Consider the following 23,548-nt stretch of genomic DNA (forward strand, 5'->3'; position numbering starts at 1 on the left):
CATGGCCATGGATATGCGCAAGAGCGGTATCAGCAGCACGGCGGACTCGGGGTCTTACTCCGACCTCAACCGGCTTAACCAGCTCAAGGTGGGTGACGACAAAAACAGCGAAGGCAACCTGCGCAAAGTAGCGCAGGAATTCGAGTCGCTGTTTTTGAACGAGATGCTCAAGTCCATGCGTTCGGCCACCGACGCCCTGGGCAAGGACAACCCGCTGAACACCCCGGCCGCCAAGCAGTACCAGGAAATGTACGACCAGCAACTGGCGGTGTCGATGTCCCGCGAAGGCGGCGGTATCGGCCTGGCCGATGTGCTGATGCGCCAGATGCAGAAGAACAAACCGGTGGAGGCCCAGGCCGCCACCTTGCAAGGCCCGGCGGCGGATGCGCCGGTGAAGAAAGTCGATGTGCCGACTGAGATTGCCGCCGGTACCCAGGCTGAAGGCCCGTTGGGCCGCTCCAATGGCCAGCGGCCTTTGTGGGCATATCGCGTGGCTGTGCCTGAGGGGGCCAGTACCCATGCCAACGACATGGAACTGATGAACCAGCGCCGTATCGCCTTGCCCAGCAAGCTGGCCGACCGTCTGCTGGCGGGCATCGTGCCGAACGCTCCGGTTGAAGCCAAAGCCGCGCCCCTGCGTAACAGCGCTGCCGACGACACGGTCATCAACAGCAGTGCGCGTAGCTTTGCCGTGCCGAGCGGGCGCATGCAAGTGTATGGCCGCGCCATTGCCCAGCCACCGCTGGCGCCAGCGAAGAAAGCCTTCAGCTCCCAGGATGAGTTTGTCGCCACCATGCTGCCGATGGCCAAGGCCGCCGCCGCACGTATCGGTATCGACCCCAAGTACCTGGTGGCCCAGGCCGCGCTGGAAACCGGCTGGGGCAAATCGGTGATGCGCGCCGAGGACGGCAGCAGCAGCCACAACCTGTTCGGCATCAAGGCCGGCCAGAGCTGGCAGGGCGGTCAGGCCCGGGCGATCACCAGCGAGTTTCGCGATGGTGCGATGGTCAAGGAAACGGCGCAGTTCCGTTCCTACAGCTCCTACCAGGACAGCTTCCACGACCTCGTGACCCTGCTGCAAAGCCATGATCGCTATAAAGAAGTTGTGAAATCAGCCGACAACCCGGAACAGTTTGTACGCGAGTTGCAAAAAGCCGGTTATGCAACCGACCCGGATTACGCCAGCAAGATTTCGCAGATCGCAAAAAACATGAACAGTTACCAGAACTACGCTGCCGCTGGCGCAACCACACATTTATAAGGTCTGAACCATGAGTTTGCTCAGTATCGGGATGTCAGGGCTCAATGCCGCTCAAGGATCGTTGTCGGTCTTGAGTAATAACATCGCCAACGTGAATACCCCGGGGTACTCGCGTCAGCAGACCACGCAAAATACCAACGCGTCGAACCCGTTCGGCGGCGTGTACATCGGCAGCGGCACCACCCTGGCCGATGTGCGCCGGGTGTACAACGAGTACCTGGACACCGCTTACCAGAACAGCACGGCGCTCAATAACGACGCCAAGGCGTACCTGGACCAGGTGGGGGCCGTCGACAAAGTGCTGTCGGACAAAACCACCGGCCTGTCCTCGGTGCTCAGTTCGTTCTTCGCCACCCTGCAAACCGCCGCGTCCAACCCCAGCGACCTGTCGGCCCGCCAACTGCTGGTGACCAACGCCCAGACCCTGAGCAGCCGTTTCAACGCGATCTCCACGCAGTTGACTCAGCAGAAAGAGACGATCAACAACCAACTGAGCAGCATGAGTGACCAGGTCAACCAATTGACCGCCTCGATTGCCTCCCTCAACCAGCAGATCTCCCAGGCCCAAGGCAGCTCCAACAGCGCCCCGGCCAACCTGCTGGACTCGCGTAACGAGGCAGTACGTTCGCTCAATGAGTTGATTGGCGTGACGGCCACCGAGAAAAACGGCCAATTCAGCGTGACCACCGGCAGCGGCCAGTCTCTGGTAGAGGGCGGGATCTCCAACAAGATTTCCGCCGCGCCAAGCAAAACCGATAACAGCCAATACACCATCCAGCTGGACATGAACGGCACCACCCTGGACCTGGGCTCGGTGATCAGCGGCGGCAGCATCGGCGGCCTGTTGCGCTATCGCAGCGATGCCCTGATGCCGGCCATCAATGAACTGGGCCGTATCGCCATCGCCACGGCAGACACGCTCAACAACCAACTGGGCCAGGGCCTGGACCTCAACGGTGACTTTGGCGTTTCGCTGTTCAAAGACATCAACAGCGCCGCCGCCATTGCCTCGCGCAGCCAGGGTGCCTCGGGCAACAGTGCCGGCGCGGGCAACCTGAACGTGACGATCAAGGACAGCAGTCAGTTGTCCACGTTTGACTACACCGTGACCTTCAGCGACAAGACCGATCCTAACAAGATCACGGTGTTGCGTTCGGACGGCAAGGCCATGGGCACCTTCGACATGAGCTCAACACCGCCGCCGACCCTGGATGGCTTCACCCTGGCGCTGGACGGCAAGGGCACCATGGCATTTGGCGACAGTTTCAAAGTCAGCCCCACCGCCACGGGCGCCAGCGGTATTGGCGTGGCGCTCACCGATGCGAACAAACTGGCGTTCGCCGGCCCGTTGGCAGGTACCAGCAGCAAGACCAACAGTGGCACGGGCACCTTTACCCAGCCGGCCTTGACAGTGCCTTTGGATATCCATGGCGGCACTGACACTGCCCAGTTGCGCGCCGGTATTGAAAACTCGATGCCGGTGAAGATGGTGTTCGGCAAGCCCGCCGCCGACGGCACGCAGTCCTATACCATCAACGATTCCAAGGGCAACCCGATTGGCACTGGCTCGATCATTCCGGGGCAGGGCAACAAGATCACCGTGGACGTGCCGATGCGCGACGCCAGCGGTGCCGCCATTCCCGGCAAGAGCTTCAAGTTCGACACCACCGTCAACGGCTCGCCGGCAGACGGCGACAGCACCACCTTTGCCTTCAACAGTGGCGGCAAGTCCGACGGCCGCAATGCCCAGGAACTGCTGAACCTGCAAACCAAGGCCACCGTCGGCATGGGCGATGGCAACGCGGGCACCAGCCTGGTGGGTGCCAACAGCAAGCTGGTCTCGACCGTGGGGGCCAAGGCCAGCCAGGCCGGGGTCGACACCGCCGCCACCGGCGCGTTGCTCAGCGCCAACAAGGAAGCACGCAACTCGGTATCCGGGGTCAACCTGGATGATGAAGCGGGCGACATGATCAAGTTCCAGCAGTACTACACCGCGTCGTCGCAGATCATCAAGGCTGCGCAGGAAACCTTCACCACACTGATGAATGCTCTTTAAGGGAGGCTGGGACGATGCGTATTTCTACACAGCAGTATTTTGAGACCAGCTCTGCGAGCTATCAGAATAACTACTCCAGCGTGGTCAAGGCGCAGGACCAGGCCAGTTCCGGCGTGCGCGTACAAACCGCTGCGGATGACCCTGTCGCGGCAGCACGGTTGTTGATGTTGCAGCAACAGAAAGACATGTTGGGGCAGTTCAACGGCAACATCGATACGCTGAAAAGCTCGCTGAACAATCAGGAAAGCGTGTTGGAGAATATTGGTGTCGCTCTGCAGACGGCCAGTGAGTTGGCGCTGAAAGCAGGCAACGTCGGTATCAGTGATGCTGACCGCAAGGCGATTGCTGATTCCATCGGTTCGATTCAAGATCAGGTGCTGGGCCTGCTCAACTCGAAAGACGCTAGTGGCAACTATTTGTTTTCGGGAAGCAAGACCGATACTGCGCCTTACTCGCGTAACAACGATGGGACCTATAGCTACCAGGGTGATGACACGCCATTGAGCCTTAAAGTGGCGCAGGACCTGTCGATATCGATGGGGGATACTGCGAAGACCATGCTTGAGGGGTCGGCGAACACCGGGCGTACCCAGACAACACGTGTCCTCGTACCTCCTGAGGTGGATGATGGCAAAGTCGCTGTCTCAGCGGGCTTGATCGCTTCTGGAGCCAGTTATAGCAGTAGCTTCTCCGACGGACAGCCTTATAAGCTGACGTTTATCAGCAGTACCCAGTACAGTGTGAGCGACAACACCGGCAAGGACATCACCTCGGAGATTCCAGGCAATGGAGTATTTGACGCGTCCAAAGAGGGTGCTTCAAGCATTAGCCTGCGCGGGGTCAAGTTCGACATCAGCTTGAATCTGGGCAAAGACACGCTGGGCCAAGATGTGCTGCCCGGCGCGCCGTCGGACGCTATCGTCAAAGACCGCGAGTTCAGCCTATCGGTCAAACCGGACACTTTCAGTGTTTCGCGTACCCCGAGCAACCCGACCACGGCGCAACTGAGCGGCGGCACAGTAAGTGACTCGGCGGCTTACGCCAGCACGTTTCCTAACTCGGGCGTTATCGTTAAATTTGGTGCGGCCGGTGCTTATGATGTTTATGCGCAGCCTTACACGGCAGAGAGTAAGTCCATTGCCAACGGTACGCTGGCTCCCGGTGCAACCTCGATCACTGCCGTAGGTGTGACGTTTGACGTCACTGCTGCGCCTGCACCGGCAAGCGGCGATCAGTTTTCGATTGGATCTACCAGCAACAAGAACGAAAACGTCCTCGATACCCTCAGTCATCTGCGCAAAGTGCTTGAAACGCCTTCTGATGGTAATCCGATAGCACAAAAAGAACTCAAGGATGTTGTGGCCAGGTCTATCGGTAACTTGACTAACGCCAAAGGTCAGATTGCGCAGGTGCGTGGCGCTGGAGCTGCCCGTTTAAATGCGCTGGAAATCCAGACGCAGGAGAACACCAGCCTGGGCATTGCTAACACGTCGACCATGAGCTCCCTTGGCAACGTTGATATGGCGGAAGCAGCGATCAATCTGACATTGCAGCAAACCATGTTGCAGGCTTCGCAACTGGCCTTTGTGAAAATCTCGCAGTTGAGCCTGTTCAACAAGATGTAATCGGCGTTTCGTCAAGCGGCCCACTCTGGAAACAGGGCGGGCCGTTGTCGTTTCTGGGGCTTAATTGTTGAAACGTTTTGCATAAACCACGCAAAATTGAGTGACCTGTGAGTCATAAAGCGCATCTTCACTGTATCGTGTGAAAAGGATAAGTCGTCACAGGGCCTTCATCGGGCGGCTTTCAGCGAGTTTTTCATGGGGTTATCCCCTTTATTGTCAGCACCCCCGGCGCAGCCCGAGGGGTGTTCTCCAGCTATTTAGTATTGGGAAGCCACAATGATTGGCATAAAAAGCATCGCCAGTTACGTGCCGGCAGACGGGATCGATAACTACACCCAGGGTGCCAAATTCGCCAAGGATGAAGAATTCATCATCGGCAAGATCGGTTCGGCGTTCCTGCCGCGCAAGGAAGCTGCACAGGAGACGTCCGACCTGTGCGTCGAAGCCGTCAACGCATTGTTCGCCAATAACCCGGATTTAAAGCGCGAGTCCATCGACGCGCTGATCGTCGTCACCCAGAACGGCGATGAAGAGGGTTTGCCCCACACCGCCGCCATTGTCCAGGACAAACTGGGCCTGCCGACTCACGTGGCCGCCTTCGATATTTCCCTGGGCTGCTCCGGCTACGTCTACGGTATCTACGCGATGAAAGGCTTCATGGAAGCCGCCGGCCTGAAAAACGGCCTGCTGATCACCGCCGACCCGTATTCCAAAATCGTCGACCCGGAAGACCGCAACACCACCATGCTGTTCGGTGATGCCGCCACCGCCACCTGGATGGGCGAGGACGCGCCATGGCTGCTGGGCAAATCCAAGTTCGGTACCGACGGTTCCGGCGCACCGCACCTGAAGGTCAGCGATGGTGTGTTCTTCATGAACGGCCGCCAGGTGTTCAACTTCGCCTTGCTCAAGGTGCCAGCGCACTTGCACGAGCTGCTCAATGAGTCGGACCTCAAGGCGGATGACATCGATGCGTTCTGCATCCACCAGGGCAGCGCGGCCATCGTCGACGCCGTGGCGCGCCGCTTTGAAGAAGCGCCGGTGGACAAGTTCATCAAGGACATGGTCGAGACCGGCAATACCGTGTCGTCGAGTATCCCGCTGCTGCTGGAAAAGCACGTGATGGACGCCACCTGGAAGCGCGTGGCAATCAGCGGCTTTGGCGTGGGCCTGTCGTGGGGCTCGGCGATTCTTTATCGTCCGTGATGCTTTAGCCGCTGCACAAAAAAACGCCGATGATCCCACGATCATCGGCGTTTTTTTGCCCCCCCTGTAGGAGCGAGCTTGCTCGCGAAGAACCTGAGAGCGCCGCGTGCATCCTGAATGCCCGCGTCATCGTTAACGTTCTTCGCGAGCAAGCTCGCTCCTACAAGGGGGTATGTCTTGAAGGCGAAGTTTTGGCGCCAGTAACCGGTGATTACTGGCGTTTCACGCCTCTATAAGGCCTTGAAATACAAGGGCTGGCACAGGGCTACTAAAAAAACTCAAAAAAATCCTCAAGCAACCGGCTACCACGACGATAACTATTACGTAGGTTCTCTAGGCCACACCCGGCGGTTGCCAGGGCCGGAAGCCGCAGTAAACAACCCCACGAGGATTTCGTCATGGCTTTAACAGTAAACACCAACATCACTTCCCTGTCCGTTCAGAAAAACCTGAACAAAGCCGGTGATGCTCTGAGCACCTCGATGACCCGCCTGTCTTCCGGCCTGAAAATCAACAGCGCTAAAGATGACGCCGCCGGCATGCAGATCGCCAACCGTCTGACCTCTCAGGTCAAGGGTATGACCGTCGCAATCGCCAACGCCAACAACGGCACTTCCATCGCCCAGACTGCTGAAGGCGCGATGCAAGAATCGACCAACATTCTACAACGTCTGCGTGAACTGGCCCTGCAGTCCGCGAACGGTGATAAAAGCGACGCTGACCGTGCTTCCTTGCAACAAGAATTCACCGCCAAATCCGGTGAACTGACCCGTATCGCCCAAACCACCACTTTCGGTGGTCGCAACCTGCTGGACGGTTCGTTCCAGAACGTTGCTTTCCAGATCGGTTCTGACGCCAACCAGACTATTTCGTTTGGTATGAGCGACTTGAGCGCCGCCGGCCTGAAAGGTACTTTCAGCGAAGCCAAGGTTGATGGCCTGACTACTACTTTGTCGGCTTCTGTAACTGCCAATGCTGTTGATCTGCCTGGCGGTACTCCAGCGAAAAGCACTACTTCTCCATTCGTGCAGACAGGTGCTGCTTTCGCAGCTCCCGCTGCCGACACTACCTTCAAGGTTAATGGTCAAGACGTAACATTTACCACTGCTGATACCGCTGCTACTGCCGCCACTAAGTTGAGTGCTGTTTCCGGTGTTTCGGCGACCGTTACCGGTGGTGCGCTGGTATTGACATCCAGCTCTGCAATTACCATTGGTGCAGGCGCAGTTGGTGGTTTGGCCACGGCTACCGCTTCGGGTGGCGTTACCTCTATCACTCCTGCTGTAGGCGGTAAGCTTGACGCTGCAGCGGAAATCAACGTAAACGGCAAGAACATTGCTCTGGCTGTTGGCGATGATCTGGCTGCGATTGCTACTAAGATCAACGCTGCAACCGCAGACGTAGCAGGTCCACCTGTTGTTCCAGGTACTGGTGTCAAGGCTGCTGTATCGGCTGAGGGCCGCCTGGAGCTGACTTCGGCTGACGGCAAAGCCATCAAACTGGGTAACGGCACTGGTGCCGCTGCCAACGGCGGTGCGGGCGCGCTGGCCAAGCTGGGTCTGTCTGCTGGTACTACCGAAGCCAAACTGGGTGCTGCAACCTCCGTTAGCCTGAACGGTACCGAAGTGAAGTTCACTGCTGGTTCGACCATGGCCGACATCGTATCGTCCATCAACAGCGCCAGCACCGGTGTGACTGCCAGCAAAAACGCTGACAATACCCTGAGCCTGTTCTCCACCAAAGACATCACCGTTGCCGACGGCAGCGCAGGTACTGGCCTGTCGACCCTGGGTCTGACTGCTGCCGCCGCAGCGCCTACTGCTGCAGTTAAAATGGACACCACCGTTGCTGACCTGAGCATCCTGAATGCCGCCAGCGCTCAGCAAACCATCCAGGCTCTGGAAGGTGCGATCCAACAGGTAGACAGCCAGCGTTCCCAGCTCGGTGCGGTTCAGAACCGTTTCGACAGCACCGTGGCCAACCTGCAAAGCATCTCGGAAAACTCCACCGCAGCTCGTAGCCGCGTACAGGACGCCGACTTCGCTTCCGAAGCCGCTGAACTGACCAAGCAGCAAACTCTGCAACAAGCATCCACCGCGATCCTGTCCCAGGCTAACCAACTGGGCTCCGCTGTACTGAAGCTGCTTCAGTAACATCGGTTAGCGGTTAGATAACGGAAGGGTGCGTCTAACGTGCCCTTCCGTTTTTTCAGTTTTGAGGTGATGACATGGATATGAGCATTAAGCTGAGCGCGTCTTACCCTGCTGGCACGACCCAGGCCAATGCCGCCATTGCGGCCAGGCCTCTTCCTGTAACCGAGACTGATTCGGCATCCGGCGTGGAGCCGCAGCGCGTAGCGCTGGAAAAAGCGGTAACTGATATTCGCGAATTTGTTCAGGCTTCCCAGCGAAATCTGGACTTTTCCATCGACGACACTACCGGTCGCGTAGTTGTCAAAGTGATTGCCACTGACAGCGGTGAAGTGATCAGACAAATTCCATCCGAGACTGCGTTGAAGCTGGCGCAGAATCTGAGCGATGCCAGCAGCCTGTTGTTCGATAGCAAGGCTTGAGTTGGCACGAAACATGTTTCTGATTGCTGCTTAGGCCATAGCGCGCCAAGAAAGCGGCAGCCACAGGACAGGAGAAGCAGACATGGCAAGTTCAACGATTACCGGGCCGGGCTCGGGCTACGATACTCAAGGTATCGTGAAAGCACTGGTCGGCGCTGAAAAGGCACCCAAGCAGTCCCAGATCACCAAGCAACAAACGGTCACGACGACTCAGTTGTCGGCTGTGGGCTCGGTTAAAAGTGCGCTGGAAGCTTATCGGGCGGCAATCACCAAGTTGAATAGCGCCGCTTCGTTTAACGGTCTGGCTGCAACCACGTCTGATGACAAGACCGTCAAGGCCACCCTCGGTGATGGGGCCTCTAGTGGTAAGTACGTCTTGAAAGTGGACAACTTGGCGACCTCTTCAAAAGTGACCAGTAAAGCGTTCACTGGCGCGGCTGCGGTGGCTAACCCAGGTGAAGAAAACCAGACCCTGACCATTAATCAGTCAGGCAAGAGCTACAACGTCGTCATTACTGGCGGTTCGACGCTGCAACAAGTGCGTGAGTCCATCAATACCCAGCTTTCTGCCCAAGGCATAAGCGCCAACGTGCTGAGCGACGCCAACGGCGCACGGCTAGTCATTGGTTCCACCAACAGTGGTGTGGGCACGGATATTACTCTAAGCGGCGACTCAGATCTTGCGGTTGGTTACGACAAAGGCCCGGCCGCAGTAAACGCCAAATACTCCATTGATGGCATTGCCATGGAGTCCACCAGTAATACGGTGAAGTCTGCGATCAGCGGTGTGACTCTGGAGCTTGTTGCGCCGACCGACAAGGACAAGACGACTACCATCAACGTGGCTAGCAATACTGCCACCTTAAAAACCTCCGTGCAGTCGTTCGTCACCTCCTACAACGCCTTGATGACTGCCATCAATGCTCAGACAAAAGTCACGGCCACAGGGGACCAAGCGACGACCACTGCCGGTGCGCTGACCGGTGACGCATCGATGCGTGACCTTGTTTCCAGTCTGCGCGGAGAGTTGGTCAATGGTTCGGGTAATGGCTCGATCAGCAGCCTGTCGCAAATGGGGATCACCACCGACCAAAAAACCGGCTTGCTTTCGCTGGATGACAAGCAATGGGACGCGGCGGTGGCGAAGAACCCGACCGATATCGCCAAGCTTTTTACCAGTTCCGATGGCTTGATTGCGCGCATGAACAAAGCTACCGACAGTTATGTGGGTACGACGGGTACACTAGCCTCGCGGGTCAAGGATCTGAATACCAAATTCACTGATCTAACTACCCAACAAGCTGACCTGGATCGGCGCATGGAAGCTCTGCAGTTGTCTCTTAGCGCCAAGTACACGGCCATGGACACTCTGATCGCCAAGATCAACGCCAGCAGCTCCAGCATCATGACAACCCTCAATTCGCTGAACAACCCGAAGTCGAACTGATCGTGAGGCGCGCGCGCCCTACAACGATCTGCGACCGTCGGAGTGTCATTAAAGTTTTTGGCGTCATGGTCGAAAAGCTGGTTAGAGAAAACCTATTCGCTCTTGGCGTTTAACGAGGTAGCAACATGAATCCGATGAAAGCCCTTCGTCAGTACCAGAAGGTCAATTCCCATGCTCAGGTATCTGAGGCCAGCCCTCATCGTCTGATCCAGATGCTGCTTGAGGGTGGCCTTGATCGCTTGGCGCAGGCTAAGGGTGCCATGTCTCGTGGTGACACCGCGCAAAAGTGTGTGCTGATTACCAAGGCAATCGACATCATCACTGGGTTGCGCCAAGGCCTGGACGAAGAGAAAGCGGAAGATCCAGCGGCCATCCAGCAATTGGACAGCCTTTACGAATATATGAATACGCGCCTGGTGCAAGCCAATGCGAGAAATGACGCAGACGCTATCGACGAAGTCGCCCGTCTGCTGATCACCGTCAAGACCGGCTGGGATGCCATCGCTCCACAATAAGGCCGATTGCCTTGAGGTACACATCATGAGCCACGCACTGCAACGCATCGACGAAACCCGCGAAGCCCTGATCGGCGCGCTGGCCGAGCGCAACTGGGAAGCTGTCGGCGAGTTGGACCTGGGGTGTCGAGCGGTGATTGATGAGGTGCTCAGCGAGGCGCCGGTAGATGAGGATGCACTGCGCGAAAAGCTGGAAAGCCTGCTGGTGGTGTATCGGCAGTTGCTGGAGGTGACGACCGGCGAGCGCCAGGCGATTTTCGAAGAGATGTCGCAGATCAACCAAGCGAAAAATGCGTCAAAGGTTTACCATCTGTTCGGTTGAACGGGCGCAGTTAATCCGAACGGCGCGTCATATATTTGACTGTGCCAACATTTTTGACTTAACTAGTGCTGTTTTCAGATTTCAGACGTCTAGAAGGTAAGAAATCTTACAGACGTCTAGATTGCCCTCATTCCGGGGCAGGAAGTTTTACTAGGGAAGTTGCTATTGCATGTGGCGTGAAACCAAAATTCTGCTGATCGATGACGATAGCGTCCGCCGCCGCGATTTAGCGGTGATTTTAAATTTTCTCGGTGAAGAAAATTTACCCTGCGGCAGCCACGATTGGCAGCAGGCGGTCAGCTCGTTGTCGTCGAGCCGTGAAGTCATTTGCGTATTGATCGGGACGGTAAACGCTCCTGGCGCAGTTCTGGGCCTGTTAAAGACACTGTCTACCTGGGATGAGTTCCTTCCGGTGTTGCTGATGGGCGATATTTCTTCCGTGGACCTGCCGGAAGACCAGCGCCGCCGCGTGCTTTCCAACCTGGAAATGCCGCCCAGCTACAGCAAATTGCTCGATTCCCTGCACCGCGCCCAGGTCTATCGCGAGATGTACGACCAGGCCCGCGAGCGCGGCCGTCACCGTGAACCCAACCTGTTTCGCAGCCTCGTCGGCACCAGCCGTGCCATCCAGCACGTGCGCCAGATGATGCAGCAAGTGGCCGACACCGACGCCAGCGTGCTGATCCTCGGCGAGTCGGGCACCGGCAAGGAAGTGGTCGCGCGCAACCTGCACTATCACTCCAAGCGCCGCGACGGGCCCTTCGTGCCGGTCAACTGCGGGGCGATCCCGGCAGAGCTGCTGGAAAGCGAATTGTTCGGCCACGAGAAGGGCGCCTTTACCGGGGCGATCACCAGCCGTGCCGGGCGCTTTGAGCTGGCCAATGGCGGCACCCTGTTCCTCGACGAAATCGGCGACATGCCGCTGCCGATGCAGGTCAAGCTGCTGCGCGTATTGCAGGAGCGCACCTTCGAGCGCGTGGGCAGCAACAAGACCCAGAGCGTGGACGTGCGCATCATTGCAGCCACCCACAAGAACCTCGAAAGCATGATCGAGGTCGGCAGCTTCCGCGAAGATCTGTACTACCGCCTCAACGTATTCCCTATCGAGATGGCCCCGCTGCGTGAGCGCGTGGAAGACATCCCGTTGCTGATGAACGAACTGATCTCGCGCATGGAGCACGAAAAGCGTGGCTCCATTCGCTTCAACTCCGCGGCAATCATGTCCCTGTGCCGCCACGGCTGGCCGGGCAACGTCCGCGAACTGGCCAACCTGGTGGAGCGCATGGCGATCATGCATCCGTACGGGGTGATCGGCGTGGTCGAGTTGCCGAAGAAATTCCGCTACGTCGACGACGAAGACGAGCAGATGGACAGCCTGCGCAGCGACATGGAAGAGCGCGTGGCGATCAACGGGCATACCCCGGACTTCGGCGCCACCGCGATGTTGCCGCCCGAAGGCCTGGACCTCAAGGACTACCTCGGCAACCTGGAACAAGGGTTGATCCAGCAGGCCCTGGACGATGCCCATGGCATCGTGGCCCGCGCCGCCGAGCGCCTGCGCATCCGTCGTACCACCCTGGTGGAGAAGATGCGCAAGTACGGTATGAGCCGCAAAGAAGGTGATGAACAGGCGGATGATTGACGCCTTTTTTTCAACTACTTGATTTATAGCTAGATTTTTTTCGGCACGGGTATTGCTACAGCCCTCGCAACGTTCCGTTTAACTGACGGTCAGCCAAGCGAGAGAGCATCATGCCCCACGCCGCCCAACTATCTTCGGCCCCTGCCATCCAGGGGCTGGTTTCGCCTGTAGAACCGCCAACCCGCCAGGGCCTGGAGCACGCGTTCTCGCAGTTCAACCAGATGTCGAGCCAGCTGACCGACTCCTACAGCCTGCTTGAGGCTCGGGTTTCCGAGCTTAAAGGCGAACTGGCGGTGGTCAGCGCCCAGCGTATGCAAGAGCTGGCCGAGAAAGAGCGTCTGGCCAACCGCCTGCAAAACCTGCTCGACCTATTGCCCGGTGGCGTGATCGTCATCGACGACCAGGGCCGTGTGCGCGAAGCCAACCCGGCCGCCTGCGACCTGCTCGGCCTGCCGCTGGAAGGCGAGCTGTGGCGTGAAGTCATCACCCGCTGTTTTGCCCCCCGTGAAGACGACGGCCACGAAGTCTCTCTCAAGGACGGGCGCCGGCTGTCCATCGCCACCCGTTCCCTGGACGCCGAGCCTGGCCAGCTCGTGCTGCTCAATGACCTGACAGAAACCCGGCACCTGCAAGATCAGTTGGCCCGCCATGAGCGGCTGTCGTCCTTGGGCCGGATGGTCGCTTCCTTGGCGCATCAGATTCGTACGCCATTATCGGCGGCATTGATCTACGCCAGCCATTTGACTGACGAGCAATTACCGGCGGCCACCCACCAACGCTTTGCCGGGCGCCTCAAGGAGCGCTTGCATGAGTTGGAACACCAAGTGCGCGACATGCTGGTGTTTGCCCGCGGCGAACTTCCGCTGACCGATCGCGTTACCCCTGCCGGCTTGATGCAGTCGCTGCAAGCGGCAGCGGCGACCCATGTGCAAGAGGCCAACCTGCGTTGGCAATGCGACAGCCACCAGGGCGAATTGCTGTGCAACCGTGACACCCTGGTGGGCGCGCTGCTCAACCTGATCGAGAACGCCACCCAGGCCAGTGGCCCAGGTGCGCGATTGAAGGTGCACCTGTACACCCGCGAGCAAACCCTGCGCCTGTGCGTCAGCGACAGCGGCAGCGGTATTGCCCCGCAGGTGCTGCAGCGCCTGGGCGAGCCGTTTTTTACCACCAAGACCAACGGCACTGGCCTGGGCCTGACCGTGGTCAAGGCCGTGGCCCGTGCCCATCAGGGACAATTGCAGCTGCGTTCCCGCGTGGGGCGTGGCACCTGTGCATTGATGAGCTTGCCGCTGTTTACCAGTGCGGCAAGCGCGGAGTAAGAGGATGAAAACTATCAAGGTTTTATTGGTGGAAGACGATCGCGCCCTGCGTGAAGCATTGGCTGACACGCTGCTGCTAGCGGGCCATGACTACCGTGCGGTCGGCTCTGCCGAGGAAGCCTTGGAGGCGGTCGAACAGGAAACCTTCAGCCTGGTGGTCAGCGACGTCAACATGCCCGGCATGGACGGCCACCAGTTGCTCGGCCTGCTGCGGGTGCGTCAGCCGCAACTGCCGGTGCTGCTGATGACCGCCCATGGCGCGGTGGAGCGGGCGGTGGATGCCATGCGTCAAGGCGCAGCCGATTACCTGGTCAAGCCGTTCGAACCCAGGGCGTTGATCGAGCTGGTGGCCCGGCATGCCCTCGGCGTGATGCCCGCAGCCGACGGCGATGGCCCGATTGCCTTTGAACCGGCCAGCGCGCAATTGCTGGAACTGGCAGCGCGGGTAGCGCGCAGTGATTCCACCGTGCTGATTTCCGGCGAGTCTGGCACCGGTAAAGAAGTGCTGGCGCGGTATATCCACCAGCAATCGGGCCGTGCCAAGCAACCGTTCATCGCGATCAACTGTGCGGCGATCCCCGACAACATGCTCGAAGCTACCTTGTTCGGCCATGAAAAGGGCTCGTTCACCGGCGCCATCGCGGCCCAGGCCGGCAAGTTCGAACAGGCCGACGGCGGCACCATCCTGCTCGACGAAATCTCGGAAATGCCCCTGGGCCTACAAGCCAAGTTGCTGCGCGTATTGCAGGAGCGTGAAGTAGAGCGCGTGGGTGCACGCAAGCCGATCCAGCTGGATATCCGCGTGGTCGCCACCACCAACCGCGACCTCGCGGGCGAAGTAGCGGCGGGGCGCTTTCGTGAAGACCTGTTCTACCGGCTGTCGGTGTTCCCGCTGGCCTGGCGCCCATTGCGCGAGCGCCCGGCGGATATCATCCCCTTGGCCGAGCGCCTGCTGAACAACCACGTCAAAAAAATGAAGCATGCCCAGGCGCGTTTATCACCCGAGGCCCAGGCGTGCCTGGTCAGTTATCCATGGCCGGGCAACGTGCGCGAGCTGGACAATGCGATCCAGCGTGCGTTGATTTTGCAGCAGGGCGGTTTGATCCAGCCGCAAGACTTTTGCCTGGCCATGGGCAATGGCGCTGCGCCGCTGCCGAGCCTGGCCCCGGCTCCCGTGGTCGCCGAGGCAGAATCGGCCGGAGCCCTGGGCGATGACCTGCGCCGCCGTGAATTCCAGATGATCATCGACACCCTGCGCGCCGAGCGCGGCCGCCGCAAAGAAGCGGCCGAGCGCCTGGGCATCAGCCCGCGCACCTTGCGCTACAAGCTGGCGCAGATGCGCGATGCCGGGATGGACGTGGAAGCCTATCTTTTCGCCACCTGACCTCGCGCCAATCCCGTGTGTAGGAGCGAGCTTGCTCGCGAAGAGTCCATAGGCGCCGCGGGCATGCTGGAAGCGCGCGTTATCGTTGACGTTTTTCGCGAGCAAGCTCGCTCCTACAAAAAAACGTGCGGGAAGAAGGGCGCAAAAAACTTGCGGTAACAAGTTCGACAAGCTTTGTCGCCTTTTCTTACGAGTTGCTCCAGAGCTGGCACCCTTGTTGCTACCACCCCTGGTAACCGCTGCGTAGTGTCAAAAAATTGCGGGTCGTCGGAGAGAGAAGGTCATGAGCCAGGGTATTGAGTTCAATCGGTTGATGTTGGATATGCGCGCCATGCAAATGGATGCCATGGCTCAACCGAAATCCGTCGCGCCAGCGCCGGAATTGGGCCAAAGCAATTTTGCCGACATGCTCGGTCAGGCAATCAATAAAGTCAGCGATACCCAGCAGGCGTCCAGCCAGTTGGCGACGGCCTTCGAGATCGGTAAAAGCGGCGTGGACCTCACCGATGTGATGGTCGCTTCGCAGAAGGCCAGCGTGTCCTTCCAAGCCTTGACCCAAGTGCGTAACAAGCTGGTTCAGGCGTATCAAGACATCATGCAGATGCCGGTTTAAGGACGAGATTTAAGTCATGGCTGAAGCAGTCTCCGACAACCTCCCCGCCAAGGCCGACGGCAAGCCGCCGTTGTTTGGCCTGTCGTTCCTGGAAAACCTCTCGGAAATGACCATGCTGCGTCAGGTGGGCCTGATGGTGGGCCTGGCAGCCAGCGTGGCGATTGGTTTTGCCGTGGTGCTGTGGTCGCAGCAACCCGATTACCGCCCCCTGTACGGCAGCCTGTCGGGCATGGATTCCAAGCAGATCATGGAAACCCTCGCCGCCGCCGACATCGCCTACACCGTGGAGCCCAACTCCGGCGCCTTGCTGGTCAAGGCCGATGATGTGGCCCGCGCACGGATGAAGCTGGCCGCCGCTGGCGTGGCGCCGTCCGACAGCAATATCGGTTTTGAAATCCTCGACAAAGACCAGGGCCTGGGCACCAGCCAGTTCATGGAAGCCACCCGTTATCGTCGTGGTCTGGAAGGCGAACTGGCGCGCACCATTTCCAGCCTGAATAACGTCAAGGCTGCCCGTGTGCACCTGGCGATTCCGAAAAGCTCGGTGTTCGTGCGTGACGAACGCAAGCCCAGCGCCTCGGTCTTGGTCGAGTTGTTTGCTGGCCGCTCCCTGGAGCCTGGTCAGGTACTGGCGATCGTCAACCTGGTGGCCACCAGTGTTCCCGAATTGAGCAAGTCGCAAATCACCGTGGTGGACCAGAAGGGCAACCTGCTGTCCGACATGGCCGAAAACTCCGCGCTGACCCAGGCCGGCAAGCAATTCGACTACAGCCGCCGCATGGAAAGCATGCTCACCCAGCGCGTGCATAACATCCTGCAACCGGTACTGGGCAACGACCGCTACAAGGCTGAAGTGTCGGCCGATGTGGATTTCAGCGCCGTCGAGTCCACTTCCGAGCAGTTCAACCCCGACCAACCGGCCCTGCGCAGCGAGCAGTCCACCAGCGAACAACGCACTGCCAGCAATGGCCCCCAAGGTGTGCCGGGCGCCCTGAGCAACCAGCCGCCTGCGCCGGCCTCGGCACCGCAGACCACCGGTGGCGCCGCCGCTACCGCTGGCGCGATCCAGCCTGGCCAGCCGTTGCTGGACGCCAACGGCCAGCAGATCATGGACCCGGCCACCGGCCAGCCGATGCTTGCGCCATACCCTGCGGACAAGCGTAACCAGTCCACCAAGAACTTCGAACTCGACCGTTCCATCAGCCACACCAAGCAGCAGCAGGGCAAGATCAATCGCCTGTCGGTGTCGGTGGTGGTCGATGACCAGGTCAAGGTCAACCCAGCGGACGGCGCGGTGACCCGTGCGCCGTGGACGGCTGACGAACTGGCCCGTTTCACCCGCCTGGTGCAGGACGCCGTTGGCTTCGACGCCAGCCGTGGCGACAGTGTCAGCGTGATCAACATGCCGTTCTCCGCCGAGCGCGGTGAAGTCATCGCTGACCCGGCGTTCTACACCCAGCCGTGGTTCTGGGACATCGTCAAGCAAGTACTGGGCGTGTTGTTTATCCTGGTGCTGGTGTTTGGCGTATTGCGCCCGGTGCTCAACAACATCACCGGTGGCGGCAAGAAGCAACTGGCACTGGCCGGTGGCGACGTCGAGTTGGGTGGCATGGGCGGCCTGGACGGCGAACTGGCCAACGACCGGGTCAGCCTCGGCGGCCCGCAAAGCATCCTGTTGCCAAGCCCGAGCGAAGGCTATGACGCTCAGTTGAACGCAATCAAGAGTCTGGTGGCAGAAGACCCGGGCCGTGTGGCCCAGGTCGTGAAAGAGTGGATTAACGCAGATGAATGATCGAGCCGCTGTGGCCAAGCTGTCCCGGGTCGACAAAGCCGCCGTGCTGCTGCTGTCCCTGGGTGAAACCGACGCGGCCCAAGTGCTGCGCCACATGGGCCCCAAAGAGGTCCAGCGTGTCGGCGTGGCCATGGCGCAGATGCGCAATGTGCACCGCGAGCAAGTCGAGCAGGTGATGAGCGAGTTCGTCGAGATCGTCGGCGACCAGACCAGCCTGGGCGTCGGCTCCGACAGCTACATTCGCAAGATGCTCACCTCGGCCCTGGGCGAAGACAAGGCTAACGGCCTGATCGACCGCATCCTGCTGGGTGGCAACACCAGCGGCCTGGACAGCCTCAAGTGGATGGAACCGCGGGCAGTGGCCGACGTGATCCGCTACGAGCACCCACAGATCCAGGCGATCGTGGTGGCCTACCTGGACCCGGACCAGGCCGGCGAAGTGCTCGGCCACTTCGACCATAAAGTGCGCCTGGACATCATCCTGCGCGTGTCGTCGCTCAACACCGTGCAGCCGGCGGCGCTCAAAGAACTCAACACCATTCTGGAGAAGCAGTTCTCCGGCAATTCCAACGCCTCGCGCACCACCCTGGGTGGTATCAAGCGCGCGGCCGACATCATGAACTTCCTCGACAGCTCGGTGGAAGGCCAGTTGATGGACTCGATCCGCGAGATCGACGACACCCTGTCCGGCCAGATCGAAGACCTGATGTTCGTGTTCAACAACCTGGCCGATGTCGACGACCGTGGCATCCAGGCGCTGCTGCGCGAAGTGTCCTCGGACGTTCTGGTGCTGGCGCTCAAGGGCTCGGACGAAAACGTCAAAGAAAAGATCTTCAAGAACATGTCCAAGCGCGCCTCGGAGCTGTTGCGCGACGACCTGGAAGCCAAGGGCCCGGTGCGCGTCAGCGACGTGGAAACCGCCCAGAAGGAAATCCTCACCATTGCCCGCCGTATGGCCGAAGCCGGAGAAATCGTTCTCGGCGGGAAGGGCGGCGAAGAAATGATCTAAGGCGCCTTGCATGTCGAATAAAGATGAGGCGCCTAGCGATCTGATTCGCGCGCGGGATGTCGGCGGCTTTGACATCTGGTCGCTGCCCAGCTTCGACCCCCATGTGCCGGAGCCCGAGCCTGAACCGGTGGAGGAACCACCGGCGGAAATGGAAGAAGTGCCGCTGGATGAAGTCCAGCCACTGACCCTCGAAGAGTTGGAAACTATCCGCCAGGAGGCCTATAACGAAGGCTTTGCGGCGGGGGAAAAAGACGGCTTTCGCAGCACCACCCTCAAGGTTCGCCAGGAAGCCGAGGCGGCGCTGGCCACCAAGCTGGGTAGCCTGGAGCGCCTGATGGGTAACCTGTTCGACCCTATCGCCGAACAGGACTCACAGCTGGAAAAATCCATGGTCGGCCTGGTGCAGCACATCGCGCGCCAAGTGATCCAGCGCGAACTGGTGCTCGACTCCAGCCAGATCGAAGCGGTGATGCGTGAAGCCCTCAAGCTGCTGCCCCTGGGCGTCGGCAATGTGCGGCTGTACATCAACCCCCAGGATTTCGAACAGGTCAAAGCCCTGCGCGAGCGCCATGAAGAAACCTGGCGCATCGTCGAAGACGCTTCGTTGCAGCCCGGCGGTTGCCGCGTCGAGACCGAACACAGCCGCATCGATGCGACGGTGGAAACCCGCATCAGCCAGATCATGGCCAAGTTGTTCGATCAACTGCATGAACAAGCCCTGCACCCCGCCGAGCCGGATCTGAGCGTTGACCTGGACGCCACCGATGCGCCTTGATCGCACCAGCTTCGCCAAGCGCCTGGGCAGCTACGCCGAGGCCACCGAGTTGCCCGGCCAGCCGATCCTCGAAGGGCGCCTGTTGCGCATGGTCGGCCTGACCCTCGAAGCCGAGGGCCTGCGCGCCGCCATGGGCAGCCGCTGCCTGGTGATCAACGACGACAGCTACCACCCGGTGCAGGTCGAAGCCGAGGTGATGGGCTTTTCGGGCAGCAAGATCTTCCTGATGCCGGTCGGCAGCCTCGCCGGCATTGCCCCTGGCGCCCGCGTGGTGCCGCTGGCCGACACTGGCCGCCTGCCCATGGGCATGAGCATGCTGGGCCGCGTACTCGATGGTGCCGGTCGTGCGCTGGACGGCAAGGGCGGCATGAAGGCCGAAGACTGGGTGCCGATGGACGGCCCCACCATCAACCCGCTCAAACGCAACCCCATCAGCGTGCCGCTGGACGTGGGCATTCGCAGCATCAACGGTTTATTGACGGTCGGTCGCGGCCAGCGCCTGGGCCTGTTCGCCGGTACCGGCGTGGGTAAGTCGGTGTTGCTGGGCATGATGACGCGCTTTACCGAGGCCGACATCATCGTGGTGGGGCTGATCGGCGAGCGGGGCCGCGAAGTGAAGGAGTTCATCGAGCACAGCCTCGGTGAGGAAGGGCTCAAGCGTTCCGTTGTCGTCGCTTCTCCGGCAGACGATGCACCGCTGATGCGATTGCGCGCGGCGATGTACTGCACGCGCATCGCCGAATATTTTCGCGACAAGGGCAAGAACGTCCTGTTGCTGATGGACTCGCTCACGCGTTTCGCCCAGGCCCAGCGCGAGATCGCCCTGGCCATCGGTGAACCGCCCGCGACCAAAGGTTACCCGCCGTCGGTATTTGCCAAGTTGCCCAAGCTGGTGGAGCGTGCCGGTAATGCCGAAGCCGGCGGTGGCTCGATCACCGCGTTCTATACCGTGTTGTCTGAAGGCGACGACCAACAGGACCCGATTGCCGACTCGGCCCGGGGCGTGCTCGACGGCCACATCGTGCTGTCGCGGCGCCTGGCGGAAGAGGGGCATTACCCAGCCATCGATATCGAAGCGTCCATCAGCCGGGTGATGCCGGCGGTGGTCACGCCGGAGCATATGGCTCGTGCCCAGCAGTTCAAGCAGCTGTGGTCGCGCTACCAGCAAAGCCGTGACCTGATCAGCGTCGGCGCCTATGTGGCCGGTGGCGACCGCGACACCGACCTGGCCATCGCCTTGCAGCCGCAACTGGTGACCTACCTGCGCCAGGGTCTCAACGACAAGATCACCATGGGCGAGAGCCAGTCGCACTTGCAGTCCATCTTCGCCCCGGCGCCGGGCGGCTAAGCCATGGCCAACAGCCGCGCCGCGCGCCTGGCCCCAGTGGTGGACATGGCCGAAAAGGCCGAGAAAGCCGCCGTACAGCGCCTTGGCTACTTCCAGGGCCAGGTGCGTTTGGCCCAAAGCAAGCTGGGCGACCTGGAGCGCTTTCGTGGCGAGTACCAGCAACAGTGGATCGAGCGCGGCAGCCAGGGTGTGTCCGGCCAGTGGCTGATGGGATACCAGGGCTTTCTCAATCAGCTTGAAACCGCCGTTGGTCAGCAACGCCAGAGCCTGGCCTGGCACGAGGCCAACCTCGACAAAGCCCGCGAGGCCTGGCAACAGGCGTTTGCCCGGGTCGAGGGGCTGCGCAAACTGGTGCAGCGCTACATCGACGAAGCGCGCGCCATCGAAGACAAGCGCGAGCAAAAGCTGCTCGATGAATTGTCCCAACGCCTTCCCCGCCCAGAACAGTTCTAATCGGCACTACAAACCCAGTGTGGGAGCTGGCTTGCCTGCGAAAGCGGTGGTTCAGTTAGAGATTCCGTGGCTGACACGCCGCCATCGCAGGCAAGCCAGCTCCCACAGTTGATTCACTGTGTTGCTCAGATGCTCTTCAGCTGCTACACCTTGTGTCTAGTGCAATGACAAGGAAGCAGTCACATGTCAGTCGAGTCAGAAGTATCCCTGGATGGGAAGAAGTTGACGATCGCAATCAGGGGCCGGTTCGATTTCGGCAGCCACCAGGCGTTTCGGGAGGCCTACGAGCGTTTCTACAAGGTCCCCGAGATCTATATCGTCGATCTCAAGGAGGCCACCTACATGGACAGTTCAGCCCTCGGCATGCTGCTGTTGCTACGTGATCATGCCGGCGGCGATGACGCCGAGGTCCGCGTGACGAACAGCAACTCCGACGTTCGCAAGATCCTCGCCATCTCCAACTTCGACAAGCTGTTCGACATCAGTTGAGCGCCCTGGCCCCGGTCCTGGAAGCGCTGACCATCCTGATCGCCGAAGACAGCGCCGCCGACCGCCTGTTGCTGGCGAGCATCATCCGCCGCCAGGGCCATCAGGTGCTGACTGTCAGCAATGGCGCCGAAGCGATTGAGGTGTTTGCCCGTGAGCGCCCGCAACTGGTGTTGATGGACGCGCTGATGCCGGTGATGGACGGCTTTGAAGCCGCGCGGCAGATCAAGCAATTGGCGGGGGAGGCGCTGGTGCCGATCATCTTCCTCACCTCGCTGCGCGAAAGCGAAGCCCTGGCCCAGTGCCTGGACGCCGGTGGCGATGACTTTTTGCCCAAGCCCTATAACCCCTTGATCCTGGCGGCGAAGATCAACGCCATGGACCGCCTGCGCCGCCTGCAGGCCACGGTTTTGCAACAGCGTGACCTGATCGCCAAGCATCACGAACACCTGATGCATGAACAGCGGGCGGCCAAGGCGGTGTTCGACAAGGTCGCCCATTCCGGTTGTATCAACGCCGCGCCGAATATTCGCTACCTGCAATCGCCTTATGCGCTGTTCAACGGTGACTTGTTGCTGGCGGCCTACACGCCATCGGGTGACATGCACGTGCTGCTCGGGGATTTCACCGGCCATGGCTTGCCGGCCGCCATCGGCGCCATGCCCCTGGCCGAAGTGTTCTACGGCATGACCGCCAAGGGCTACGGCCTCACGCAGACCCTGCGGGAAATGAACGCCAAGCTCAAGCGCATCCTGCCGGTGGACATGTTCTGCTGCGCCACCTTGCTGTGCCTGAGCGCCCAGCGGCGGGCGGTGGAAGTGTGGAACGGCGGCATGCCCGAAGGCTATGTGCATGAAGTCGCCACCGGCAGGCGCACGCCGTTGATGTCGCGGCACCTGCCCTTGGGGGTGTTGTCGGCAGAGGCGTTCGATGACAGTACCGAGGTCTGGCCCATGGCGTTGGGCGACCGGGTGTTTTTGCTCTCCGATGGTGTGCTGGACACCGCTGACGCCAACGATCAACTGTTCGGCGCCGAGCGCTTGCAGCAGGTGTTCGCCGCCAACCGCGAGCCTGACCGCCTGTTCGAGGACATCGAGCAGGCCCTGGCGGCCTTTCGCGGCCAGGCGCGCGATGACGTCAGCATGGTCGAGATCACGTTGCAGGCAGGCCAGCCCTTGCGGGCGGCCGAGCCGATGTATGCTGACAGCGGCCAGTCGTGCCCGCTGGATTGGTCGGTGAGTTTCGAATTTCGCGCCCAGACCCTCAGAACCTACAACCCGCTGCCGTACCTGCTGCAACTGCTGCTGGAGATCCACGGCCTGCGTGAGCAGAGTGGGGCGCTTTACAGCGTGATGGCCGAGTTGTATTCCAACGCGCTGGAGCATGGCGTGCTGGGCCTGGACTCACGGCTCAAGCGCGATGCCCAGGGGTTTGCGCAGTATTATCGCCAGCGCCATGAGCGGCTGGCGCAGTTGGACAGCGGTTACGTGCGCGTGCATGTGCAGGTGGTACCCACCGACAAGGGCGGCAAATTGACCTTGCGCGTCGAAGACAGCGGGCAGGGTTTTGATGTGGAACAGGAGCTGGCCCGCCCCGTGGACATCGACCGTCTGTCTGGTCGGGGTCTTAGCCTGGTGCGTCAACTGAGCAGCGCTGTAGGCTGGTCCGATGGCGGGCGCAGTGTCTGCGTGGAGTTTTGTTGGGAGGCTCTGGCATAATC

The 23,548-nt window shown here is 60.1% G+C and carries 20 protein-coding genes; all 20 read left to right on the plus strand.

The window, feature by feature from the left end; genetic code table 11:
* The first annotated feature begins 1 nt into the window (after nucleotide 1).
* The 20 genes from flgJ (at nucleotide 2) to QK296_RS05975 (ending at nucleotide 23,546) form a co-directional block, all read left to right on the plus strand.
* A complete protein-coding gene (gene flgJ, locus QK296_RS05880) occupies nucleotides 2-1,261 on the plus strand; it encodes a flagellar assembly peptidoglycan hydrolase FlgJ (protein WP_032900804.1) in 1,260 nt (419 codons plus the stop codon).
* A gap of 10 nt (nucleotides 1,262-1,271) precedes the next feature.
* Complete coding sequence (gene flgK / locus QK296_RS05885; RefSeq protein ID WP_169855983.1) at nucleotides 1,272-3,317, plus strand: flagellar hook-associated protein FlgK; 2,046 nt, start codon at nucleotides 1,272-1,274, stop codon at nucleotides 3,315-3,317.
* Between the two features lie 14 nt (nucleotides 3,318-3,331).
* Nucleotides 3,332-4,942 (plus strand): flagellar hook-associated protein 3, encoded by a 1,611-nt coding sequence (locus QK296_RS05890; protein ID WP_169855984.1) that lies wholly within the window; start codon nucleotides 3,332-3,334, stop codon nucleotides 4,940-4,942.
* Between the two features lie 276 nt (nucleotides 4,943-5,218).
* The gene (locus tag QK296_RS05895) at nucleotides 5,219-6,148 is read left to right on the plus strand and encodes a ketoacyl-ACP synthase III (protein ID WP_169855986.1); all 930 of its coding nucleotides are present in this window, start codon (nucleotides 5,219-5,221) and stop codon (nucleotides 6,146-6,148) included.
* A 398-nt stretch (nucleotides 6,149-6,546) separates the two neighbouring features.
* Nucleotides 6,547-8,301 (plus strand): flagellin, encoded by a 1,755-nt coding sequence (locus QK296_RS05900; RefSeq protein WP_003192975.1) that lies wholly within the window; start codon nucleotides 6,547-6,549, stop codon nucleotides 8,299-8,301.
* A gap of 74 nt (nucleotides 8,302-8,375) precedes the next feature.
* A complete protein-coding gene (locus QK296_RS05905) occupies nucleotides 8,376-8,720 on the plus strand; it encodes a flagellar protein FlaG (protein ID WP_003192973.1) in 345 nt (114 codons plus the stop codon).
* 82 nt (nucleotides 8,721-8,802) lie between these two features.
* Nucleotides 8,803-10,167, plus strand: coding sequence for a flagellar filament capping protein FliD (gene fliD / locus QK296_RS05910; RefSeq protein WP_003192971.1), 1,365 nt, complete (start codon nucleotides 8,803-8,805; stop codon nucleotides 10,165-10,167).
* A 125-nt stretch (nucleotides 10,168-10,292) separates the two neighbouring features.
* Nucleotides 10,293-10,682 (plus strand): flagellar export chaperone FliS, encoded by a 390-nt coding sequence (gene fliS, locus QK296_RS05915; RefSeq protein ID WP_003192970.1) that lies wholly within the window; start codon nucleotides 10,293-10,295, stop codon nucleotides 10,680-10,682.
* Between the two features lie 25 nt (nucleotides 10,683-10,707).
* Nucleotides 10,708-11,004 carry a hypothetical protein gene (locus tag QK296_RS05920; RefSeq protein ID WP_003192968.1) on the plus strand — a complete coding sequence of 99 codons (297 nt, stop codon included), beginning with the start codon at nucleotides 10,708-10,710 and terminating at the stop codon, nucleotides 11,002-11,004.
* Nucleotides 11,005-11,173: 169 nt separating this feature from the next.
* Nucleotides 11,174-12,646: a sigma-54 dependent transcriptional regulator gene (locus QK296_RS05925; RefSeq protein WP_003192966.1), complete on the plus strand. Its 1,473-nt coding sequence runs from the start codon at nucleotides 11,174-11,176 to the stop codon at nucleotides 12,644-12,646.
* A gap of 110 nt (nucleotides 12,647-12,756) precedes the next feature.
* Nucleotides 12,757-13,968, plus strand: a complete 1,212-nt coding sequence (locus tag QK296_RS05930; protein WP_003192964.1) for an ATP-binding protein — start codon at nucleotides 12,757-12,759, stop codon at nucleotides 13,966-13,968.
* Nucleotides 13,969-13,972: 4 nt separating this feature from the next.
* The gene (locus tag QK296_RS05935) at nucleotides 13,973-15,352 is read left to right on the plus strand and encodes a sigma-54 dependent transcriptional regulator (protein WP_003192962.1); all 1,380 of its coding nucleotides are present in this window, start codon (nucleotides 13,973-13,975) and stop codon (nucleotides 15,350-15,352) included.
* A gap of 283 nt (nucleotides 15,353-15,635) precedes the next feature.
* Nucleotides 15,636-15,965 carry a flagellar hook-basal body complex protein FliE gene (gene fliE / locus QK296_RS05940; protein WP_003192959.1) on the plus strand — a complete coding sequence of 110 codons (330 nt, stop codon included), beginning with the start codon at nucleotides 15,636-15,638 and terminating at the stop codon, nucleotides 15,963-15,965.
* Between the two features lie 16 nt (nucleotides 15,966-15,981).
* Entirely contained in the window at nucleotides 15,982-17,757 is a 1,776-nt protein-coding gene (fliF, locus tag QK296_RS05945) for a flagellar basal-body MS-ring/collar protein FliF (protein ID WP_014719351.1), read from the plus strand.
* A complete protein-coding gene (gene fliG / locus QK296_RS05950) occupies nucleotides 17,750-18,766 on the plus strand; it encodes a flagellar motor switch protein FliG (protein ID WP_003192957.1) in 1,017 nt (338 codons plus the stop codon). Before fliF ends, fliG begins: the two co-directional genes overlap by 8 nt.
* A gap of 10 nt (nucleotides 18,767-18,776) precedes the next feature.
* A complete protein-coding gene (gene fliH, locus QK296_RS05955; protein ID WP_003192956.1) occupies nucleotides 18,777-19,541 on the plus strand; it encodes a flagellar assembly protein FliH in 765 nt (254 codons plus the stop codon).
* Nucleotides 19,531-20,889, plus strand: a complete 1,359-nt coding sequence (gene fliI, locus QK296_RS05960; protein ID WP_003192955.1) for a flagellar protein export ATPase FliI — start codon at nucleotides 19,531-19,533, stop codon at nucleotides 20,887-20,889. Before fliH ends, fliI begins: the two co-directional genes overlap by 11 nt.
* A 3-nt stretch (nucleotides 20,890-20,892) precedes the next feature.
* A complete protein-coding gene (gene fliJ, locus QK296_RS05965) occupies nucleotides 20,893-21,342 on the plus strand; it encodes a flagellar export protein FliJ (RefSeq protein WP_003192954.1) in 450 nt (149 codons plus the stop codon).
* 183 nt (nucleotides 21,343-21,525) lie between these two features.
* Nucleotides 21,526-21,831, plus strand: coding sequence for an STAS domain-containing protein (locus QK296_RS05970; RefSeq protein WP_034136115.1), 306 nt, complete (start codon nucleotides 21,526-21,528; stop codon nucleotides 21,829-21,831).
* Nucleotides 21,828-23,546 carry a fused response regulator/phosphatase gene (locus QK296_RS05975; RefSeq protein WP_057709782.1) on the plus strand — a complete coding sequence of 573 codons (1,719 nt, stop codon included), beginning with the start codon at nucleotides 21,828-21,830 and terminating at the stop codon, nucleotides 23,544-23,546. Before QK296_RS05970 ends, QK296_RS05975 begins: the two co-directional genes overlap by 4 nt.
* Nucleotides 23,547-23,548 lie beyond the last annotated feature (2 nt).

Source organism: Pseudomonas sp. AL10 (genome assembly GCF_029960685.1).
Classification (GTDB): Bacteria; Pseudomonadota; Gammaproteobacteria; order Pseudomonadales; family Pseudomonadaceae; genus Aquipseudomonas; species Aquipseudomonas lactis.

Bases quoted from the DNA above. Each gene is read 5' to 3' on its own strand.
- flgJ (WP_032900804.1), top strand. From the start codon at position 2: ATGGCCATGGATATGCGCAAGAGCGGTATCAGCAGCACGGCGGACTCG.
- flgK (WP_169855983.1), top strand. From the start codon at position 1,272: ATGAGTTTGCTCAGTATCGGGATGTCAGGGCTCAATGCCGCTCAAGGA.
- QK296_RS05890 (WP_169855984.1), top strand. From the start codon at position 3,332: ATGCGTATTTCTACACAGCAGTATTTTGAGACCAGCTCTGCGAGCTAT.
- QK296_RS05895 (WP_169855986.1), top strand. From the start codon at position 5,219: ATGATTGGCATAAAAAGCATCGCCAGTTACGTGCCGGCAGACGGGATC.
- QK296_RS05900 (WP_003192975.1), top strand. From the start codon at position 6,547: ATGGCTTTAACAGTAAACACCAACATCACTTCCCTGTCCGTTCAGAAA.
- QK296_RS05905 (WP_003192973.1), top strand. From the start codon at position 8,376: ATGGATATGAGCATTAAGCTGAGCGCGTCTTACCCTGCTGGCACGACC.
- fliD (WP_003192971.1), top strand. From the start codon at position 8,803: ATGGCAAGTTCAACGATTACCGGGCCGGGCTCGGGCTACGATACTCAA.
- fliS (WP_003192970.1), top strand. From the start codon at position 10,293: ATGAATCCGATGAAAGCCCTTCGTCAGTACCAGAAGGTCAATTCCCAT.
- QK296_RS05920 (WP_003192968.1), top strand. From the start codon at position 10,708: ATGAGCCACGCACTGCAACGCATCGACGAAACCCGCGAAGCCCTGATC.
- QK296_RS05925 (WP_003192966.1), top strand. From the start codon at position 11,174: ATGTGGCGTGAAACCAAAATTCTGCTGATCGATGACGATAGCGTCCGC.
- QK296_RS05930 (WP_003192964.1), top strand. From the start codon at position 12,757: ATGCCCCACGCCGCCCAACTATCTTCGGCCCCTGCCATCCAGGGGCTG.
- QK296_RS05935 (WP_003192962.1), top strand. From the start codon at position 13,973: ATGAAAACTATCAAGGTTTTATTGGTGGAAGACGATCGCGCCCTGCGT.
- fliE (WP_003192959.1), top strand. From the start codon at position 15,636: ATGAGCCAGGGTATTGAGTTCAATCGGTTGATGTTGGATATGCGCGCC.
- fliF (WP_014719351.1), top strand. From the start codon at position 15,982: ATGGCTGAAGCAGTCTCCGACAACCTCCCCGCCAAGGCCGACGGCAAG.
- fliG (WP_003192957.1), top strand. From the start codon at position 17,750: ATGAATGATCGAGCCGCTGTGGCCAAGCTGTCCCGGGTCGACAAAGCC.
- fliH (WP_003192956.1), top strand. From the start codon at position 18,777: ATGTCGAATAAAGATGAGGCGCCTAGCGATCTGATTCGCGCGCGGGAT.
- fliI (WP_003192955.1), top strand. From the start codon at position 19,531: ATGCGCCTTGATCGCACCAGCTTCGCCAAGCGCCTGGGCAGCTACGCC.
- fliJ (WP_003192954.1), top strand. From the start codon at position 20,893: ATGGCCAACAGCCGCGCCGCGCGCCTGGCCCCAGTGGTGGACATGGCC.
- QK296_RS05970 (WP_034136115.1), top strand. From the start codon at position 21,526: ATGTCAGTCGAGTCAGAAGTATCCCTGGATGGGAAGAAGTTGACGATC.